The sequence below is a fragment of the Corallococcus sp. CA054B genome (assembly GCF_003611625.1).
Lineage (GTDB): Bacteria > Myxococcota > Myxococcia > Myxococcales > Myxococcaceae > Corallococcus > Corallococcus coralloides.
In genome coordinates this window covers 1-15,212 of sequence record NZ_RAVY01000222.1, presented here as the reverse complement: position 1 = coordinate 15,212, position 15,212 = coordinate 1, and the positions used below count along the sequence as shown (strand labels likewise).

Below are 15,212 nucleotides of genomic sequence, written 5' to 3'. Positions count from 1 at the left end.
GGCAGTGGGAGCGCGCTTCACGAGGAAAGTCCCCTCGTGAAGCGCGCTCCCACTGCCATGCCGCCCCCCGACGCCAACGCCAGGAAGCCGAAGGCCCTGGTCTCCCGCCCCGCCTGGCCCCCGTCGGACTGGGCAGGCTTCCTGAAGCTGTGCGCGGGGGCCTCGGCCGCGGCGGCCCTCCAGTTGGGCTGCCCGGGAGCCCAGGTGCGGCCTGAACCGCGCGACTGCCCCTCCAGGGCCGTGGACGCCATGTTCAACAACGAGGACGGGCTGAACCTGAGGCCCGGCAATCTGGCCGAGATCCAAATCGATAGGCAACAGCGAGACTTCAGGCAGGTCGTCTTCACCGATGGGCCCGTGACAGGTGTCATCAAGAACAGCTCCTGGCCGGCCCTTCCTAGCGGCACGCCCATCTCAGGCTACTTGTGGACCGGCGGTGGGATCATCGTCGCCCGTTACACGGAAGCGCACCTGCCTGATGGCCGGACCCTGCCCGTCTGCTTCGAGATTGGCGATTCCCGCCACCCGGGCTTCCTTCCCCATTCGGTCAACTCCAAGCCAGGAATGGTGGTTGGAAACAACAGGGTCCCCGCTTATGCCGTCATGCGCTGGCACTGACCCCCGCCAACGTCAAACGCCGTTACAAACAAGTCCTCTCACCCCACACCCCGGGTGAACACGATTTCGGGGGTGATTGAACCCGCCGCGTCGTTCCCGGCGGAAGGCGCGGGCACTACCTTGCAGCTCCCTTCGCGGGAATGCCTCTCGCGCGAGGTGCAAGGAATTGCCCCGCCATGACCCGACCGTCCGACCTTCCGTCCACCCGGGGCGCGGTCCTCTTCATGCAAGGGGACACCGCCTACGAGTTCTACCGGGACCTGGGCATGGGCCGCGTGGGCGAGCGCGTGCTGCTCGCCCAGGTGCGCACGCCCCGCGGGCTGGGCCCTAGCGTGGTGCTCAAGTGCCTCCCCCGGCCTGACACGGCGCAAGAGGCCGAGCGGTTCCAGCGCGCCCGCGCCCGGCTGGAGGAGGAGGTGCGGCTGGCGGCGTACCTCCAGCACCCGCGCATCGCCCGCGTCCAGGGTCTGGTGGAGCTGACGCATGGGCTGTGCGTGGTGACGGAGCACCTGGAAGGGCTGACGCTCAACACGCTGCTGTCCGTGGCCCAGGCGCGCGGGCGTTACTTCTCGGAATCCTTCCTCCTCCACGTGGGGGCGGAGGTCGCGGCGGCACTGGAGCACGCGCACACCCGCACGGATGAGGCGGGCACGCCGCTGGGCATCGTCCACCGCGACGTCAACCCGGGCCGCGTCCGCCTGGGGCCACGCGGAGAGGTGCGGCTGACGGACTTCGGCATCGCGCTATCCCGCCTGACGGGGCGCGTGGCGACGTCCTTCCCGCGGGCGCAGGGGGACGTCCTCTACGCGGCGCCGGAGTCCCTGCTGGGTGAAGCCGTGGACGCGCGGGCGGACCTTTTCTCCCTGGGCCTGACGCTGCTGGAGTTCGCCACCGGCCGGCACCTCTACGACCCGGGCCACCTGCTCGCGGAGGAGTTGGAGGCGCGGCTGTCGAAGGAGGAGCAGGAGCAGGTGCTCGCCGCGTCGGTGGCGTCCCTGGGACTGGACCTGCCCCCGTTCGCGGAGGATGCGCTCCGGTGCGCCATGGTCTTCCGCTCCGAGGACGTGGAGCGCGCGGCGGAGGGGCTGTCCGTGCCGCTCCGGGACATCCTCCACACGCTGCTGCGGCGCGACCCCGCCGAGCGCTTCGCCACCGCCTCGGAGCTGGAGCGCGTCCTGCGCGCGCGGCAGGCGCAGTGGGCGCCCTATTCGGGCGAGGACGCCGTGACGGAGGTCCAGCAAGCCCTCGCGGAGGCGGACACCCTGCTCTGGGACGTCGAGGTGCCGGATGACGAGGGCGGTATCTCCGTCCCTCTTCCAGCCACGCCCTCCCGGGACGAGCTTCCCACCGTGCCCGCGACACACCGGGGCCCACGAAGCCCCATCACGAAGCGCCACCCGGATGAGGTGACGACGGCGCCCGGCCGGGCAACGTGAGCCGGGACGAGCGCCCATCGACCGCGGCGACAGAGTGCCGGACCCTCTACTGCTGCTCAAAGGTGTCCACGCACCAAGAGCATCCGGTGACCCGATTTCTCAGCCATGTCTTGGATGAAGCGCCCTGACAGCGGAGGCCAATTCCAGAACTTGAATCCCAAATTTCCGAAGCCCCACGGAAACGCGCCGTTCCATTCCACGAGCCGCTCGGGCTTCCCGCAGTTCGGGCACCCGAATTCCGCGCCGTCGTTCCCGCTGTACCAATCGTCGACCGCCTCCGCCCAACCGTCCTCGGGCTCGAATCGCGCGCCGCACGCACGACACTCCAACTCACCTCCGATGGTATAGAAGACGGTTCGGCCCACCTCGATTTGGAGGCCGTTCGTCAGAAGGCTCAAAATCCCCGTCTCTTCGTCGGGCCCCGCCACCGCAGCGCGATACCCGAGCCCCGGCCGATGCCCCAAGTCTCCAAGGGCCGAGTCCGTCAGCCCCCCTTCAATGATGCGTCGCGCGACGAGCCAGTCACGTACCTCGGCCGCGAGACGAGGGGCCTCATCCGCGGATGCGTCCCTGTCCACGATTATCTGAAAGGAATCACCCATGAGAGGCAAGGTATCCGCACAATCAGTGCACGGGCCACCTTTCCGTCGCGTCCCTCAACACCAGCCACCCCGAGAAGTGTAGAGCGCAACTCGCCACAAGCTCGTACACACCCAGTGAGTCAACATAGCGCAGGAAGCAGTCCTGGAGTTTCTCCCCGCCCCTGGAGCCTCCCGTTCACGGCCCGGGCAACAGGTGCCCGGGCCGCCGAGTGTCTTCCGTTACTGACCGCTGGAGCCGCGATAGGAGCGCTGCTCCCTGACGTTGGACGGTCTGAAATCAAGGCGCCGAGCGCCCGCCGATCTCCGGGAAGCGCTCGTAGGTCCGCTTGAGCGTATCCAGGTGAGCAGGGTTGTCGTAGTCGAGCGGTGCATCCGTGAGCTGCACGACCCAGCCCCCCGATACAGTACGCCGCGCCCGCGCAAGCAAGTCGGCGTCGAGAGCACGATCGGGAAACCCAATGGCACGTGCGGCAGCGGCGGACCAGAAGTTCAGCCATCCCAGCCAATGAGGAATCTCGGGCGAGCGGATTCGAGCTGGGAGTTCGAGCATGGGCAGCCCACGGGGTGAGCGCTGCGAACCATGAGCCGAGCTGCGCAACTGCTGCGCGACTTCCGAACCGTAGCCCTCCGGCGACGCATGCCCCCAGAACGCACGAGCGCCTTCGGCGATGCCTTCCAGCACATTCGCTGCGGCCGCGGTAACGACCGCGTCCAGCGGAAGCTTCGCATGGATATCGAGCAGCGCCTGACCGCCTGGGGCCTGACTCGGAGGCGTTCTCAACCCGCTAATCGTCACGGGGGAGCTTTCGTCGCCATTGCACAGCATCGGGAACCTTCCGCGTGTTGCCGCCTCAGCGAGCCAGGCATCGCGCTGCGGTAATTCAATAAGGCGCCCGCCCTTCCCGACTTCCCACTCCAGGCGCAAACCTGGGAGAGCCCTCTCGACTCCATGGACGACAGCAGGCGTGCGTCCATCATCGTCTACGAGCGCGGGCGCATAGACCGCGAAATGGAGACGAGCCTGAATGCTCATCGTTTGCACTCCGTGACGACGACATGGGGTTCAAGGTCAGGAGCCAGATCCAGCAGCGCTTTCTTGTGCGCGGCACTGCTCACCCCAGCGACGAAACCGTACCCGCAGTTCCGCGCAATCTCGCGATCTTCCCTGAACTCCGCCACCTGATCTTCGATCACCTGATCCCTGAGGAAGCCGCTGTACGTGTCGAACTGATCGGTCTTGATCTCCCACAGCACTCGCACGCCGACTTGCAGCGCGTCGAAATGCTTTCCGCCAACGAGCACGTCCATGCCGGGATAACGGTTGGGCGGAATCCGATCGGCACATTTGTTGTGCGCTTTCGTTCCGTTACAGCCGCCCGAGGTGCTCTTCTCGTTCCTCGCGCGGCTCCTGCTTCTTCAGGGTAGTGGTGCCGAAACTCGTAAGCATCCAGTTCCTCCTTGATGGCGACGGCGACCACCACCACGCCCAAGACGATGATGGCTCCCACGGCGATTTCAGGGGCTGCCAGCACGCAGAACCCGAGTCCGAGGGTCGCGGCGTCAGCGGAGGCGACCGTGCATCTTCCCGTGGTGTCGTGGAACTCGACCCGGTCATGGTCGAGGGCCTGATAGCACCTCTCCACCAGCACGGACCAAGGATGGGAAGCCTCTCGAACAACGCACCGCCCATCGTCTCTCCAGGGCAGCGCTGCCGCTCGCTGGAGATTGGCGATTCTCTTGCTCCGGCTTTGGTGTGCCCCCCGAGGCGGTGCCGACGAGGCGCAAGCCGAGAGGAACATCAGGAGTGTGATGCCAGCGAGAAAGCGCATGAACAGGGCCTTTGTGCCAGGGCAGATAGATGAAGAAGGTCCTGAGGGCCAGCACCTGTTGGCCATGCGTCCCTTCGACGGCGTCATGCCCCCAGGCAGGCTCCATGAGCCGCCACAGCCGCTCCTCACATATCAGGCGCCCACGAGCGCTACGACAAGCGGCCCGGGCAACAGGTGCCCGGGCCGCCGAGTGTCTTCCGCTACTGACCGCTGGAGCCCGCCGCTACGGGTGGCTGGCGGGGTCCGCCGGGTTGGTGCCCGCGGCCCGCTCATCACCGTCCAGGAAGCCGTCCAGGTCCCGGTCGATGCCCACGCGCTGACCGGAGCCCGGCGGCGTGCAGGTGTACGTCAGCACGCCCTGGTTCGCGGCCACGCCCGAGCGCAGCGACGCGGACGGCACCAGCGGCAGCGCCGCGCGGTCCGCCTTGAACTGCCCGCTGCCCAGGTAGCGGAAGCCCATCTCGTACGTGCCCGCGCGGCCCTTGGCCACCAGGTCGCACTCGCCCGCGTCCGCGCGCGCCATCAACAGGTCGATGCGCGTCCCCACCACCGCCGCGTTGGTCGCGGTGAGCGTCACCTGCTGGCCCACGATGGGCGCCAGGTTGGTCTCGAAGGCGAACATGTATTCCTCCATGTCCTTCTTCGCCTGGAAGCCCGCGGGCGTGTCCGGGATGCCCACCTGGTTGAAGATGGGGTGGAAGTCGAAGCCGCTGTTGAAGAGGAACAGCGTGGGGATGGCGCCGTCGCTGTTGAAGCCCGTGCCGCGCACCTGGTCCCCCAGGAACGGATCCGCCGGCGTGTTGCCGAAGGGGAAGGCGGCGCCGAACATGCCGACCTTCTGGTACATGTTCCGCAGGTGCGGGACCTTGGGGAACAGCGGCTCCGCGTCGAAGGAGCTGCGGCCGTCCGTGCCGAAGAAGCCCTTGAAGGGGCCCTCGCCCGGGTTCGCGTTCACGTCCACGCGGTGGCAGGACTCGCACGAGCCCGGGAAGAAGCTGGTGGTGTTCGTGAAGAAGTCCTTGCCCGCCTGCTGCGAAGCCGTGAGCGAGTTGTCCAGCTTGCGGATGGGGTTGGGCGGGTAGACGACCTGGAGGATGAAGTCGGAGAACTTCTGCATCTCCACTTCCGACAGCTGCGAGCTGCGGCCCAGCAGGTCCTTGAACGCGGGGTTGAACTGCTTGAAGGCCGCGACCTCGTCGAAGGTGCCGCCGTTGGGCTGCACGCTGGGCGCGCTGTCGCCACCGGTGCGGTCCCCGCGCCAGTGCATGGGGCCCTGGTTGGCCATGCCGCGCAGGCTCTGCGTGGACAGGGGGCCCTTCAGCGGGTGGAAGGACGTGTCCTGACCGAACGTGGGGTCCGTGCCGAACTCCGGCAGCACCGGCACGATGGGGTTGTAGCTCGCCTTCACGTCACCGTCCGGGTTGCCCAGGTCCCAGGTCGTGCTGTCGAAGTCGCCGAAGATGTGGCAGCTGCCGCAGGACGAGTCGCCGTGGCTGGAGCTGTTGCGCGCGTCGTAGAGGAACGGGCGGCCCTGCACCACGCTGACCGGCTCCGGGTTGAACATGGGCAGGTGCGCGACCTCCGTCTTCGTCGCGGTGTTGACGACGGAGATGGCGTTGTCGAAGCGGGTGAGCACGTACAGGCGCCCCCGGGCCTCATCCAGCACCAGGCCGGTGGGGCCTCCGCCCGTCAGCGCGACCTGGTTCGCGGTGGAGGGCGTGAAGGTGCCGGACTCCAGCTGGGACGTGGCGTACACGCCCAGCTTCGACGAACCGAACGCGGCGACGTAGAGCGTGGCGCCGTCGGACGTCACGGCCATGCCCGTGGGCTGCGCGAGGCTCTTCTCGCTCTCCGCGTTGGGCGTGGCCGCGCAGCAGGCCGCGTAGTTGATGTGCGTGTTGAGGTGGCGGGGCGTGACGGTGGGCGCGCTGGGGTCGCCCAGCACGGTGATGCGGCTTTCGTGCAGGTGGCCGCGCAGGGTGTTGCCCGTCATGGTGCCGGGGCCCTCGAAGCGCAGGTCGTTTCGCGCTTCGGTGTTGCTCACGTAGACCTTCCCGCTCACCGGGTTGACGGCCATGTTGAACAGGATGGTGCCCACCCCGGCGAAGGTGCCCGCCGCGCCGGACACCTGCACGGGCGGGTTGGCATTGGCGGAGATGGCGAAGACGTCCTTGTCCGGCAGGGAGAAGCGGACGTAGTCGGTCCACGGGCGGTTGAGCACGTCCACCCAGTCCTCGCCGTTGTACTTCACGATGACGGAGACCTCCGGGGCGGGGATGCCCTGGTGGTTGACGTTGGGGCCGGGGACGCCGCCCACGGACTCGCCGCCGTTGGGCACCAGGCTCTCGTGGACCACGGTGGTGCGGTTGCCGGAGTGGAACGCGGCCGCGTACACCCGGCTGCCATCCGGCGTGGCCGCGAGCGCGCGAGGCGTGTCACCGAACAGGGTGAGGCGGGTGAGCGGCGTGCCGCCCAGCGTCGTGCCCAGGTTCTCCGAGTCGAATACCCAGACGTCCGCGCGGCCGATGCCCGGCGTGGTGAGCTGCGGGTCGAACCCGGTGTTCTGGCCACGGTGCGCGGCGGTGATGAACGCGCGCTTCTTCCCGGTGCCCGCGAAGACGATGTCGCGGGGCTCGTCGCCCACGAGCAGCGTCCGCGTCACGCTGCCGCCCTGCCCGTTCGCGTCCACCTTCACGACGCTGACGCTGTCGGACAGGTGGTTGACCACCCAGACCTCGTTGTTGGTGCGCGCGGCCACGGCCACGGGCTCCAGCCCCACGGGCACGGAGCCCTTGTGGGTGAGGCCGCTGGTGCCCACCTGGAAGATTTCCAACCGGTTGTCCGGCGTGTTGACGGCGTAGAGCCACTCGCCGTTGGGCGACAGGGCCAGGGGACGCACCTGACCACTCTCGAAGACGGTGAAGTGCTGCGCCTGCGACGGGCTGCCCATGGCGAGGCCCAACAGCAGCGTCGCCGCGGACGCGGCGCGCTGGAAGACGCGGCGCACCGCCGGGTGTCTGACTTTCATGGATGTCTCTCGGGAAAGGGGGATGGGGACCCCCAGCTTCACTGTAGGGGTGGCGTCTGACATTGAGGAACGGGTGAACCCGGACCCGGTGGAATCGTTGCGCGGCGCAACGACTCCATCCCTGTGTACGCAGTGAAGGGCGTTCCCTGGTCGATGGCGCCTTTTACCGGGGCCAGCCGCGCAGGAGCCGTTCGGCGGCGTCCTGCTGATCCCACCGCACGCGGCCGGTCAGCGTCAGGCTCCCGCGCTCGATGCGGATCCCCCTCCACACCGGGGAGCCCGGCACGTAGCGCGCCTCCGCGCGGGACCAGGCCAGACCGCCGGTGGCCTCCACCATGCGCATCACACAGGCGTCGAACTCCGCCTCCGGCAGCCAGCGCAGCGCGTCCAGCACCCGGTCGGACTCGAAGCCGCGCAGCTCGGACGGGTGGCCGGTGACGGCCCTCAAGGCCTGGGGCCCCTTGCCTTCCGGGATGAAGGAGAGGCCCTGGGGGCCCAGCACGCAGAAGCCCTTGCGCTTGCCGAGCTTCGCGGGAAACACCGCCACGCTGTCCAGGCGCACGCCCGTCCGGGCCGCGCCGCGCAACGGCGGCTGCCGGTGCAGCTCCACGAGGAGGGCCAGCTCCGCTGCATCCCGGAGGGCGGGCGCGTGCCACCGGCGCTCGCCCTCCACGCGCAGGTCCCAGGTCCGCTCCACGCGGACGCCGCCATCCCCGATGGTCCCCAGCCGCACCTCCTGCAGAGGCCCGAACGTCGGCTTCCAGAGCAGCCGCTCACTGGTCAGCTTCGCATGCCCCGAGCGCAGCAGGTCCCAGAGAGGGGGGCCCATGCCGGTCCCCACGAAGAGGGCGATCGCCATGCTCTTCAAGCCAGGGGGCGCCAACACCCAGGCCGCGAGCGTCGCGGGCAGACCGAAGCACCAGATCCAGCCGTAGTACGCGGGCAGCTCCGCGCGAAACCGCTTCTCGCGGTTCTCCTGGCCCCCCTGGGCGACGGCCTCGTAGACGAGCACCTCCCCCGGATTCAGCGTCCAGCGCACCTCCTGGGACACCAGCGCATCCAGCCGCGTCAGCAGCTCTTCCAGCGACACGCCTTCGGGCGCCACCGTCAGCACGTCCAGCCTGCGCCGGGCCAGCCGCGTCAGCCGCTCCCGCCGCGCCGACAACTCCCGCGCCGCCTTCAATGCGGGCGTGTCGTCCGGCCAGGCCTCCTGCACGGCACGACGCTGGACGCGCTCCAGCGCCTCCTCCACCGCCTGGGCTTCGGCCACGAGCGCGGACACCAGCTCCGGACGCCGCACCAGCGCGCGCCGCCATCGCCGGCCGGACAGCGCCCTCTCCAGCTCCGCATACGGGCGCCGCGCCGCCGCGAGGACCTCCGCGCGCCCCTCCAGCTGACGCTCGACGTCGGCCACCGTGAGGCCTGGCGGGGCAGTGCTGGGACGTGACCGCTCGGGCATCGCGCGGGACAGCATAGCCCCGCTGCTACTCCCCCGGCGGCTCCAGCTCCAATCGCTCACACTGACGCAGCATCTCCACCGCGTCGGCGGGTTCGTCGGGCGAAGGCGGCACCGCCTCCGACCAGGGCACGGACGGCTGGGCCGGCGTTCCCATCGACTCCTTCAGGAGCGCGATGAGGTCCTTCGCGGGGTCCCTGGGAAACGACATCACCGCCTGCAACGGCCGAGGCGCGACGGGCGGCGGCTCCGGCAGGTCCTCGCAAGGAAGCGCGGCGGCCTGGAGCAACAGCGCGGGCGAGGGCGACGGGGCCACCACCGCCCCAGGCTCCGGAGACAGCAGGTCATCCGGGTCGAATCCGAAGGGCACCCGGGGCGCCGCCTGGAGCGCAACGGCCTCGTGTTCCATGTCCCCCTCCTTCGGGATGCACCGCAGCGTGTTCAAGCGGGGCGTGGGCGCCTCCGCGAGCGTCGGCGTGGACACCGCGTCCGAGCGCTCCGGCAGCAGGGGTTCGTCCCTCCTGTGAGGCCACAGGGGCACCGGCAGCAGCACCACGGCCGGCTCGCGCAGGGGCAGCGAGCGCACCCGCGCGCCTCCCAGCCCCACCGCCGCCTTCGCCACCGCGGCGGCGTGCTCCGCGAGCACCCGCTCCGCCCAGGCCTTCACCCACTTTGCCAGGGACAGCACCCAGGCAAGGTGCCGCCGCTCGCGGGGCCGCGCCTCCACGGCCTCGGATGGCGGAACCGCGTGCATCGTCACTCCTCCTTCACCGGCACCCGGATGACCAACGGCGACGTCCCGGTGGCCAGCCCCTCCGACGCCACCGACAGCAGCCCCCCTTCCGCGCGCACCTCCAGCAGGCCCAGCGACTCTCCCGGCGGCGGGCGGGGGAAGTGGAAGTGCCCCTCCGCGTCCGTGCGCGTGCTCAACCGCAGCGAGGGCAGCGCCACCCACGCGTCCCGGATGGGCACGTCACCGGGCCCCACCACCCGACCCAGCAGGGGGGCCTGCTCGGACACCGCGTCCACCAATGACAGACATCGCACCTCCGCCAGGGGCCGCTCCTTGCGCACCTGCACCCGCAGGCGGAAGGCCGGACGCGGCACCGAGCGCAAACCCGCCCACAGCGCCGCCGGCACCGGGCTCAGGTCCACCTCCAATTCCTTGTCGCTCATGGCCGCGAAGACCAGGTCGCCCAACAGCCGGTGCGCGCGCTCGGGCGTCTCCGCGCCCACCGTCACCAGATAGCAGACGGTGAATTGCAGGGCGCCCCGCTTCCCCGCCCGGGTCAGGGGCGCCGGCCCCAGCTCCAGGAGGTAAAGACAGACACCCCGGTCCAGGGCCTCACGGTCGGGCACGCCCAGGTGCACCGGAGCATCCGTGGCAATGCGTCCCACCCACGCTCTCATGCGCAGATCGACTTCGTCGATCATCCTTGGCCCCCCGGGTTCCGGCCCTGAATGCCTCGCCACCGTTTCCTTTCATCATACGCTCGCATCGAGTGGATTTGCTCGACATCACCCGCGGGATTGAACAGGACGTCCTTGATTTGACAGGCATTGCGCGCATTTCCAGTTCTTGAGGCACTGCGCAGCGTGTCGGGAACCGGGCAGTCCCTCCACCGCGGGTCGTGGCATCCCGGAAAGCCCGTACGGGTTTCGCGTGAAGCGCTTCATTTCCCGCTCGCCTTCCGCGAAGAATGCCCGCTGGGCCGGCATTCACCGTGGAACTTTCGTCATGACGATGGACTCTTCTTCCTTGAGACGACGACACCCTTCCCTTCTCTCCTCGGGCATCGCCCTGGGGTGCCTGGCCGTGTTGGGCAGCGCCACCCCGGCGCTCGCCCAGGACGACGCGCCCCACAAGGTGGGCCTGCTGCTGGACGCGGGCGCTCCGCACGGCATCGGCGTGTCCGCCGTGGTGCGCCCCACGAACTGGCTGCGGCTGCACGCGGGCCCCACCACGAACACGCTCAGCATCGGCGTGCGCGGCGGTGTGACCCTCCTGCCGATGGACACCTTCATCGCCCCGACCCTCAACGTGGAGGGCGGGCACTACTTCGGTTCGGAGTACAGCGAGGTGCTGGACTGGCTGGGCCGTGAGCCGAGCGCCACGTCGGAGGCCATCCGCGACGTCACCTACAACTACGTGACGGGCAGCGTGGGCCTGGAGGTGGGCACGAAGAGCCGCTTCAACTTCTTCCTGAACGTGGGCTTGAGCTACGTGGCGATGACCGTGCCGGACCCCACGCCGCTCATCCAGGACGCCTCCGGGGACGACAGCGTCACGTCCGGACCGCTGCACCTGCGCGCCACCATCCCGTCGGTGAAGCTGGGCTTCATCGTCTACTTCTTCTGAGCCAGGAGACCCATCCACCATGCGAACGCAATCCTTCCGCACCCTCCTGCTCGCTGGCGCCGTGGCCCTGTTGGGCACGGGCTGTGATTCGCTCTTCACCGTCGAGGTGGAGGCCGAGCGCATCTGCAAGTCAGAGAACGACCTGTCCTTCCCCGCCTCCCCGCCCATCGCCGGCTCCGTGGAGCAGTCCTTCACGATTCCGCTGGGTGACTTCGCCAGCGCGCTGCCCGAGGACGCCGACGTGGAGACGGAGCTGCGGCTGAAGCTCTTCGACGCCACCGCCAGCACGGACATCAGCGGCATCGAGCGCGCCAGCCTCGCCGTGCGCAAGCCGGGCTCCGCGGAGTACGTGGTGCTGGGCGAGTTCCGGCGCACCGGCACCGGGGGCTCCACGAACAAGCTGGAGCTCACCAGCAGCGGCGCGGTGGACGTGCTGGACCTGGCCAAGCAGGAGGAGCTGGAGTTCCGCTTCCAGGCCACGGGGTCGCCTCCCACGCAGTCGTGGACCGCGGACGTCGAGGTCTGCGTGGGCGCCAAGGCGAGAGCCAACTACTTCGGCCTGCTGTTCTGAAGCCTCCACTCCCGCCCCGGCGAAAAGGACGCCGCCGGGGCGGCGGGTCGGCCGGAAGCTGGACGGGGACACCTGGCGCCCTTAAGTGGGGAGGGTGGGACGCAAGCGGGCCGTGGGCGGCATCAAGATTCCGGGATGGGCGTGGCTGGTGCCGTGCGCGCTGGTGCCCGTGGTGTTGCTCAACCTGGGCGTGGCGTGGCTGGGCGAGACGCAGGTGTCGCCCCTGTCCTTCTCCTTCCTCCAGACGAAGGCGCGCGCCCTGGGGGCCTACGTGGCGCACCGGCCCGAGTGCGTGCTGGACGGGCACCCGCCGCTGGAGCCGCTCATCGAGGACACGGAGCGCCGCCACGGGATTCCGCCGGGGCTCCTGAAGGCGCTCATCCAGGTGGAGTCGGAGACGCGGGTGCACCGCATCTCGCCCGCGGGGGCCATGGGGCCCGGGCAGCTCATGCCGGACACGGCGGCGCTGATGCGGGTGGAGGACCCCTTCGACCCGGCGCCCTCCGTCAACGCGAGCGGGCGCTACCTGGCCGAACAGCTGCGCAGGTTCCGCGACGTGCGCCTGGCGGTGGCCGCGTACAACGCGGGCCCGGGCGCGGTAAACGGGCGCGTGCCGCGCAACGGGGAGACGGAGTTCTACGTGGCCAAGGTGCTCGCGGCCTATGAGCACACGAAGCCGAAGGCCCCCGTCGCGCGGAAGGCCCGTCCGCCGGATGCGGCCTCGAAGCCGGCCGCCGCACCGAAGCGGGCGGCCCCCGTGAAGCCCGCGTCCCGTCCGCCGGCGGGCAGCAAGCCTCCCGCGAAGCTCGCCTCCGCGACGCGTTAGGGCCGGGCGCCGGGTGGGGCCTCCGCCTCACGCCGCAGCACGAAGAAGTAGGGCGCCATGTCCCGTGCGTCCATCAGCCCCAGCAGCGTGTCCCGGTCCACCTTCCGGAACACGTCGAGGATGGGCCGGTCGTCGTAGACCATCGTCGCGCTGAGCCGCCCCCGGAACTCCAGCATGCGCAGGCGCGCCTTGAACTGGTCCGTCCCCACCGAGGCCCGGTGCGGCGCCACGGGCCCCGCGAGCTCCGGGGCCGGCCACTTGCGCGGGTCCACCGGGAACACCGCCTCGCGGTCCTCCGTGTAGAAGAGCAACGGGTGCACGCTCTCCGCGTCGATGAACTGCTTGCCGTACCAGCCCGTTGAAGCGAGCAGCCCGTCCAACGGATGTCCCGTCTGGAACTCGCGCCCCTGCCACGTGCCGCGCATGAACCCGACGTCCACCGCGGGCAGGCTGTCGAACAACGCGAGCGCCTCCTCCACGCGGATGCGCCCGGCCTTCACTGCTTCGTCGAACGTCATGTCGTTCCGCCTCCTGGCATGCACAGCACCGGTTTGACCGCCACGCGCGTCTCCATGTCGTGAACGGCGTCGTTGATGGCTTCGAAGGGATACGCGCGGCTCAGCTTCTCCAGCGGGAAGCGCCCTTGCGCGTGCAGCGCGACCAGCCTGGGGATGAAGGCCTTGGGGTCCACGTTGCCTTCGAGGATGCCCACCAGCTTCCGGCCCAGGAGCAGCGCCGTCATGGAGAGCGAGACCTCCGCGTCCCGGCCAGGAAGCCCGAGCAACCCGCACGTGCCCAGGGGCCGTGTCACGTCGAACGCCTGCCGCAACACCTGGGGCGACCCCACGCACTCCAGCGCGAAGTCCACGCCGCCGCGGGTGAGCGCCACCACCGTCTTCGTGAGCCCGGGCTCATCCGCCAGGAACGTGTCCGTGGCGCCCAATTCACGCGCGAGCTCCAGCCGCTCCGCGCTGAGGTCCACCGCGAGGATGCGTGATGCGCCCGCGACCCGCGCCGCCATGATGGCCGCGAGCCCGACGGAGCCCGCCCCGAAGACGGCGAGCTGCTGCCCCGCCTGGAGCCGGAACGCCTCCAGCACCGCCCCCGCCCCGGTCTGGAACCCACAGCCCAGCGGAGCCATCCGCTCGATCGGCACCGAGCCATCCACCTTCACCGCGTTGTGCTGGTGCGCCAGCACGTGCGTGGCGAACGACGACTGATGGAAGAAGCTCGAGCGGACGGGCTCGCCGCGCCACCGCATGGGGAACGAGCCGTCCGGCCGTGAGCCGGAGAAGTTCCCCGCGTAGGCCCGCTCGCAATAGGGAAAGTGTCCGCCCGCGCACGTGCGGCAGCCACGGCACGAGAAGTAGCTGAGCACCACCGCGTCGCCGGGCTGGAAGCCCGTCACGCCCTCCCCCACCGCCTCCACCACGCCCGCGCCTTCGTGGCCCAGCACCGCGGGCAGCGGGAAGCGGCCCGCTCCTGCCCGGTACGTGAGGTCGGTGTGGCAGATGCCGCTCGCCGCCACCCGCACGCGCAGCTCGCCCTCCTGGGGCGCATCGAGCTCGACCTCGTCGATGACGAAGGGACCACCCACCTCCCGCAGCAGCGCGGCTCGCACTGGAAGACCCATGGCCACATACTATTGGCACTTCGCCAATAAAGTCACATGCCCCGGGCCATTCGGGGTCGCACCTGCCATTTCCGGGTCAGGTCCGGGCGGCTTCCAGCTTGCGCCCGTGCAGGCCGGTGGCCGCGCCCGTGTCCAGCCACAGCTCCACGTCGCGATGGAGCTGGAGGAACGACGCGGGCCACCGGGGCGTGAGCGGCCCGTGCACCATCGCCGTCACCGCCGCGGCCTTGTTCACGCCGAACGCGAGCACCACGACCTTGCGCGCCTGGAGCACCGCCGCCATGCCCAGCGTCAGCGCCGCCATGGGCACCTTCGACGGATCATCCCCGAACGCCATCACGTGGGACAGCCGCGTCTCCCGCGACAGGCGCGCGCGGTGGCTCGTCGCCGTCAGCGCCTCGCCGGGTTCGTTGAACGCGATGTGCCCGTTGGGCCCCACGCCCAACAGCAGCAGGTCCAGCCCTCCGGCCGCCGCGAGCGCCGCGTCATAGCGCGCGCATTCCGCCTCCGCGTCCGGCGCGCACCCGTCGAAGAAGTGGATCCGTTCCGTTGACAGATTCACATGCCGGAACAGATGCCGGTCCATGTACGCGCGGAAGCTGCCCGCGTCCTCGGGCGGCAGTCCCAGGAACTCGTCCACGTTGAACGTCGTGGCCCGCGACAGGTCCAGCGCCCCCCGGCCCGCCAGCTCCACGAGGTTCCGGTACACGTTGAGCGGCGAGCGTCCCGTGACGAGCCCCAGCACCAGCTCCGGCGTGTGACGCACCGCCTCGGCGATGCGCGCCGCGCAGGTGGCGGCGGCCTCCTGCTCCGTCTGGAACACCCTTGGGTTCATGGGCTGGCCAGCATAGGCC

At 69.8% G+C, this 15,212-nt stretch carries 13 protein-coding genes and 2 pseudogenes; 5 read left to right on the top strand and 10 right to left on the bottom strand.

All coding sequences use genetic code 11. The features are described from left to right. Positions 1-618 (top strand): annotated as a pseudogene (locus D7V80_RS35205) (serine/threonine protein kinase); the annotation flags it as partial. A 176-nt stretch (positions 619-794) separates the two neighbouring features. Next, positions 795-2,054: a serine/threonine-protein kinase gene (locus tag D7V80_RS35200; protein WP_120592262.1), complete on the top strand. Its 1,260-nt coding sequence runs from the start codon at positions 795-797 to the stop codon at positions 2,052-2,054. 56 nt (positions 2,055-2,110) lie between these two features. On the opposite strand, the gene D7V80_RS35195 is transcribed toward D7V80_RS35200, so the two are convergent. The 7 genes and pseudogenes from D7V80_RS35195 to D7V80_RS35165 all read right to left on the bottom strand — a co-directional run bounded on the left by D7V80_RS35195 (position 2,111) and on the right by D7V80_RS35165 (position 10,403). Further along, a complete protein-coding gene (locus D7V80_RS35195) occupies positions 2,111-2,656 on the bottom strand; it encodes a zinc ribbon domain-containing protein (protein WP_120592261.1) in 546 nt (181 codons plus the stop codon). A 277-nt stretch (positions 2,657-2,933) separates the two neighbouring features. Further along, the gene (locus D7V80_RS35190; RefSeq protein WP_120592260.1) at positions 2,934-3,689 is read right to left on the bottom strand and encodes a DUF5953 family protein; all 756 of its coding nucleotides are present in this window, start codon (positions 3,687-3,689) and stop codon (positions 2,934-2,936) included. Further along, a pseudogene (locus tag D7V80_RS35185) lies at positions 3,686-4,485 on the bottom strand (DUF6310 domain-containing protein). Before D7V80_RS35185 ends, D7V80_RS35190 begins: the two are co-directional and overlap by 4 nt. Positions 4,486-4,708: 223 nt before the next feature. Beyond that, complete coding sequence (locus tag D7V80_RS35180; RefSeq protein ID WP_304988474.1) at positions 4,709-7,513, bottom strand: hypothetical protein; 2,805 nt, start codon at positions 7,511-7,513, stop codon at positions 4,709-4,711. Positions 7,514-7,676: 163 nt separating this feature from the next. After that, positions 7,677-8,927 (bottom strand): hypothetical protein, encoded by a 1,251-nt coding sequence (locus D7V80_RS35175; RefSeq protein WP_147447318.1) that lies wholly within the window; start codon positions 8,925-8,927, stop codon positions 7,677-7,679. 70 nt (positions 8,928-8,997) lie between these two features. Beyond that, entirely contained in the window at positions 8,998-9,723 is a 726-nt protein-coding gene (locus D7V80_RS35170; protein ID WP_120592257.1) for a hypothetical protein, read from the bottom strand. A 2-nt stretch (positions 9,724-9,725) separates the two neighbouring features. Beyond that, positions 9,726-10,403: a carboxypeptidase-like regulatory domain-containing protein gene (locus D7V80_RS35165; RefSeq protein ID WP_120592256.1), complete on the bottom strand. Its 678-nt coding sequence runs from the start codon at positions 10,401-10,403 to the stop codon at positions 9,726-9,728. 325 nt (positions 10,404-10,728) lie between these two features. Here D7V80_RS35165 and D7V80_RS35160 point away from each other — a divergent pair, with 325 nt between their 5' ends. The 3 genes from D7V80_RS35160 to D7V80_RS35150 all read left to right on the top strand — a co-directional run bounded on the left by D7V80_RS35160 (position 10,729) and on the right by D7V80_RS35150 (position 12,725). After that, positions 10,729-11,328 (top strand): hypothetical protein, encoded by a 600-nt coding sequence (locus D7V80_RS35160; protein WP_233585950.1) that lies wholly within the window; start codon positions 10,729-10,731, stop codon positions 11,326-11,328. Between the two features lie 19 nt (positions 11,329-11,347). Next, complete coding sequence (locus D7V80_RS35155) at positions 11,348-11,899, top strand: hypothetical protein (RefSeq protein WP_120592254.1); 552 nt, start codon at positions 11,348-11,350, stop codon at positions 11,897-11,899. A gap of 94 nt (positions 11,900-11,993) precedes the next feature. Then, positions 11,994-12,725 (top strand): lytic transglycosylase domain-containing protein, encoded by a 732-nt coding sequence (locus D7V80_RS35150; RefSeq protein WP_120592253.1) that lies wholly within the window; start codon positions 11,994-11,996, stop codon positions 12,723-12,725. Here the strand turns inward: D7V80_RS35150 and D7V80_RS35145 are convergent. The 3 genes from D7V80_RS35145 to D7V80_RS35135 all read right to left on the bottom strand — a co-directional run. After that, positions 12,722-13,243 (bottom strand): DUF4334 domain-containing protein, encoded by a 522-nt coding sequence (locus D7V80_RS35145; protein WP_120592252.1) that lies wholly within the window; start codon positions 13,241-13,243, stop codon positions 12,722-12,724. The two genes, D7V80_RS35150 and D7V80_RS35145, sit on opposite strands and share 4 nt — an antisense overlap. Then, positions 13,240-14,358: an NAD(P)-dependent alcohol dehydrogenase gene (locus D7V80_RS35140; protein ID WP_120592251.1), complete on the bottom strand. Its 1,119-nt coding sequence runs from the start codon at positions 14,356-14,358 to the stop codon at positions 13,240-13,242. The genes D7V80_RS35145 and D7V80_RS35140 overlap by 4 nt, the downstream gene beginning before the upstream one ends. 76 nt (positions 14,359-14,434) lie before the next feature. Next, positions 14,435-15,212, bottom strand: a 778-nt coding sequence (locus tag D7V80_RS35135) for a glucosamine-6-phosphate deaminase (RefSeq protein ID WP_233585949.1), incomplete at its 5' end; no start/stop codon positions are given.